Source organism: Listeria immobilis, assembly GCF_014322765.1.
GTDB classification, from domain to species: Bacteria; Bacillota; Bacilli; order Lactobacillales; family Listeriaceae; genus Listeria; species Listeria immobilis.
In genome coordinates this window covers 1-5,195 of record NZ_JAASTZ010000032.1, presented here as the reverse complement: position 1 = coordinate 5,195, position 5,195 = coordinate 1, and the positions used below count along the sequence as shown (strand labels likewise).

Genomic DNA, 5,195 nt, shown 5'->3' with positions numbered 1-5,195 from the left:
TCGGAGTGTATCACATCTCCTGCGTTACCAAAGTGTAAGTCCGCTTGGTTTGGAATTCCTCCAGAAGCGATATATGGTGCTAATTCTTCATCTGTGGTGCTATCTTTAATTTTTGTTGTTACTGTCATGGTGTACGTATGACCTGCTAGATACGTGAACGTATCGTCTTTCTTCGCTAGATCAAATGAAATATTGTTTCCATCAATGTTTACAGTCCCACTGGCTGTCACATCGGTTCCATTTTCATCTACTACCGTCACGTTTTGGATCTCTAGTAAGTCATTGATGGAATCTGTGATACTTGCTTGATCCCATGATGTTGTTGTGTTACCAAAGCTTGCATTCACATGCCAATCAAAGCTGTCATCACGGTTGGTTAAATCTTCATGTTGTTTGTTGTTGACATCTTTGTCAATCACTGGCTCTTCTGGTGGTGGCGTTACCGTTGGGATTTCAGAATGTATCACATCTCCTGCGTTACCAAAGTGTAAGTCCGCTTGGTTTGGAATTCCTCCAGAAGCGATATATGGTGCTAATTCTGCATCTGTGGTGCTATCTTTAATTTTCGTTGTCACTGTCATGGTGTACGTATGACCTGCTAGATAGCTATAGCTACCATCTTGTTGCGTTAGGTCAAATGAAATGTCATTACCATCAATGTTTACAGTACCATTGGCTGTCACATCGGTTCCATTTTCATCTACTACCGTCACGTTTTGGATCTCTAATAAGTCATTGATGGAATCTGTGATACTTGCTTGTGTCCATGTAGAAGTCGTGTTGCCAAAGCTTGCATTCACATGCCAATCAAAACTATCATCTCGGTTCGTCAAGTCTTCATGTTGTTTGTCATTCACATCTTTGTGAATAATTGGTTCTTCTGGAGCGTCATTCACAACGACACCAACACGTTCAGGCTCAACTACTTGTAAATTATTAGAAGCAAAAGCAAAGGAGTTCCATGCTGCTCGAGTTTGTTCATCAATAGATCTATTGGTTAAATCTGAACTCAAATCACTTGGTGCCTGCATAGAGAAGCTTAACATGATGTTATCTCCAGTTTTAAATTCTGCATTATCAAGTAAAGTAATCTTAAAGCTATGAATTTGAGTCCAATCAGTCACAGCAATTTCATCGGTCCAATTCGGTTGTTGTGAATCCATAGGATTAACGATTGGATTAGTTGTTTCTGGATAAAGCACATTTTGAGTTAAATCGTCTCTCATTGGATTAGTAGCGGTACTATACGTAATAGCCACTTTTCCAGCCCAAACATCGGGAACCTTAATTGGTCCTGTCATAGTTGGTGTGAATTGACTACCTCGTTGCGAATTATCTGTAATACCTAAATCGCCAATAGATGGAAGTACATCCATTAATACCATTTGATTGATTTGTGTCTCTCCATCATTAGTTAAATTAAGTTGATAATCAATGTTTCCCCCTAATGAAGTGTGGCCAAATTTTGAAAAACCAGTATCCTGATCACCTTTTACTAATTTGGAAGTAGATATTTTGTCCTCACGGATAATATTATATTTGTTCCCTGATATTATTAAATTTTCATCGGTATTGCCATTTTGGTTGATATCACTCGTATCTTGTTTTTTGACAGAGTTAGTGATGGCATCTCCTGTTTGGGTTGGTACATCAAAATCAGTATTTCCAACAGAACCATAAACCATTGTTGTTAAAGTACTTGGTGCATTGTCTGCTATCTTAATGTTAAATTGATAAGAAAGTTGTAAGCCCGGATAAATCGAATCTGCATTCCATTTAATTTCAACTAGTTGCTGTCCAGTTCCGTTATAATTACCATCAACAATTTTTATGGTTCCTTCTGGGTTAATACCAGTGGAAGTACTTTCCCCCCACTCCGTATTTGTTGACACTTGATAAGCTGGGTCATCCGTATCAACTATCACTCCTTTTGGAAGTAGCAACATCTCACTAAGTGGTGCTGTTGCTTGTTTCACTGAAGCACTATCATTAATTAATCGTCCAACAAGGTGATTACTACCTGTTTTAACAATACCATTCTCTTCATCAGTAAAAAATACTGCGCTTTTTAAAATAGGAACTGAGTTAGGTGGTGGCGGAATGATGGAAGCTGTTCTCGTACCCGTCCCAGTAGAAACATCATTTGCATCCGTACTGTTATCCCAAGCTACTTGTTTGCCCTCAGCATTATATCCGACAACATCATAGTTGACAGTATTAGCAACATTCCCTGTGTAGCCTTCTTTCACACTGTAATACATAGAAACGTAATTATTTGTACCGGCCCCTCGGTTAACATAACTATACCTAATATTACTGATATGTGCGTTAGCAGAATAACCATAATCCGCTAAACTATATGTTCCTTTACCAGCGTTTGCAACTAACAATGTTTCTTCTCCATCAATAGTCACATAAATATTTGCTTTTGGCTCTGTTGAAGCATCTAAACCAACTGCATCAGGGGGCAAAGCATCTGGATTAAAATCTGAATTTCCTACTACAATTTTGTTCAAATTTAAATTATCATCTATATTATATGTGACATCATATTTATCAAATGGGATTGTACCACTATTAGCAGTATATGCTGGATTAAATAAATCAAAACGTAAAAGTGCACTATCATAAACACTCGGGTTTGGATTTTTGTTATCCCCTGTTCCTATATCACCACTTCCATTAGAAGGTCCTGTATGTGTTGGAAAGTAGACTGCACCACTTGGGGCAGGAACATCATTACCAGCTGGTCCAGCATAAGTTTTGGCTGAAGCATCTTTAGAAATCGTTTGACCACCATAATCCACAGAAGAAACAGAGGCTTTATTGGTGTATCCCGTTGGTTCAGTTATACCTGTATCATAGGTTGTACGAACCTCAATGGTTTTATTGAATAAGGAGTCTCCATCTGCTACTGCTTTTTGTGTATTAATTGTCGGTGCGTCAAATTCCCATGTTACTGTATGTGCATTACTATCATACACACCATTTGAATCATCACTAACATATGTTAATCCTGTTGGTATAGTATCTACCACTTTAATTTTACTACCTTCTTTAAAGTAAAGTAGACCTGTATCTTTTGCGTCTGCATTAACTTTGATAGACCATACACCTGTGTCACCTTCAACAGCTGGATCGCTACTTGTCGTACCATTCTTAAGAGTTTGCTTATATTCTTTGGAAATAGCTAAACTAGAAGAGGATTTTACGGTAACCGATGCATCATCTGTTGCATCTCCAGTAAAATCATCTGCTGTGAAAGTCGCATTGGCAACAAATGTAGTTCCATTTACTGTTTCACCATTTTCAGAATGTGCTTTAATAAGAACTTGCTCTGCTTGTCCAGCATTCAATGTATCAAAATGATATGTCAAGCGATGAGTAGCTGCATCATATGTGGGCGCTATATTGAAAATTTTCAATTCATTTAAATCTTGCGTAAATGAAGCGTTGTTAGGAAGTGTTACTTGGATATTTGCATTATGGTATATAGTTTGACTTCCTGTTACTTTAAAATTCAACGCAAAAACAGCATCCTGTCCAGCTTGAATCGTTTTACTTACAGGCGCAATATCAATATCTGTATTAATATTACCTGATTGAAGTGACGGTGTACCTGCTGAATTTTCTGCAATAATTAGCAATGTATTCGATGTATGTTCCTTTCCATCTACAGTTGTCTTACCAATAAGACCATAATTATCCGCTTTTCCAGCTTTCAATGTTAAGTCAGCAGAATTATCGTTTTTATCCTCCTTCCAAATAATATTTAATTCTGATTTATCTTGGTTAAAAGTCGCTTCCTTGATGTTGTCTTTCAAATCGTTGTCAACAATTTTTTCATAGGATATGCCTTTTGGAATAGCAATTGTTGCAGTGTCCCCACTAGTCTGGGCAATATGAACATCAAAATCCGAGTTCACTTTGACACTTTGATTGTCTGCCGATAACTTAAGTACTTTATCTTCTGTACTTGAGCTATTGTTTGTTGCAGCTGAGGCAGCAATAGGCGTTAGAAACGCTTGGACTATTAATAATAACGCAGCAACACTGGCAAATCCTCTTTTAAATCTAGCCTTTTTGTGTCTAGACATTTTTCCACCCTTTCTTTTTTGTTGCGGAATTTCATAAACCTTTTTCATACAAAATCAGGTGTCATTATGAGATTTACGCTTAATTTTGACTACAACACTCATGTAAGTCTATTATTATATTAACAGGTTGGGCATCTATCGCATGTGTAAATTACACGTTTTTAAATTGTTTTTGTGAACATTGTTAAATTCCACTTAGTTTAATCGGAATTAGATTTAAATATATCGACTTACTTTGTGAAAAAACGAACAAAAATGGCTCCATTACTTATCTTAAAATGAGAACTTTAAGAGTAGACATACAGAAAACGAATGCTTAATTTTTTATTTTTTCTAGTAAATATAAGAAAAAATGTTATAAAAAATTGACAAAATATGTGCATTATTAACAATAAAAAACATAACTCAAAATATTTCTCCCAACTTCATTCATATAACTTTATCAAGCTATAAATTTACCGGTTTAACAAAAAAACGGATTTAGGTGTCCTTTATAAAGGTCCTACCTAAATCCATTTTTCTAATCACTGATATTAAGCTTATTAGTTTATTTTTTATTTTTTCTAGTTGAATGTCTCATGAATAGCGCTATACCGAATAATAGAAGTGCTAATCCGGCTAATATACCACTATTTTGTGTGCTGTCCCCTGTTTTTGGCAAGGAACTTTTTTCTTTCGCTTGTTTGGTAGGTTCTTTTGTCACCGTTGGCTGAATGCTCATTTTTCCTGTTGGCGTTACATTCAACTTACCGTCTGCTATTTTATCATCACTTGGTGTTGTTGGCTCTTCTAGCAGTGATAGCGGAATGATGTCATCGGTATTTTTTCCATAGACATATGTGACGGTTTGCGCTGTGTCATTGAATGTGCCAGTAGCATTTTCTGGCGTTGTTTCTAATAACCAACCTTCAATGTCTTTGGCTGTCGAAGTATAGGTATCACCTACATTTCCGCTTAATATGTCTGTCGGAGCTAGTTCGTTGCCCGCTCCATCTACATATCGAATTGTCACACCTTGGCCAGCTACTACTTCTTTTTCATACACATATGTGACTGTTTGTGCTGTATCACTGAATGTACCTATAGCATTTTCTGGCG

The 5,195-nt window shown here is 36.7% G+C and carries 2 protein-coding genes; both read right to left on the bottom strand.

Annotated features, from left to right (window positions below; genetic code table 11):
- On the bottom strand, positions 1-4,097 hold a 4,097-nt coding region (locus HCJ50_RS15490), incomplete at its 3' end, for an isopeptide-forming domain-containing fimbrial protein (protein WP_187127566.1).
- Positions 4,098-4,644: 547 nt separating this feature from the next.
- The coding region (locus HCJ50_RS15485) for a MucBP domain-containing protein (RefSeq protein WP_187127565.1) at positions 4,645-5,195 on the bottom strand (551 nt) is incomplete at its 5' end.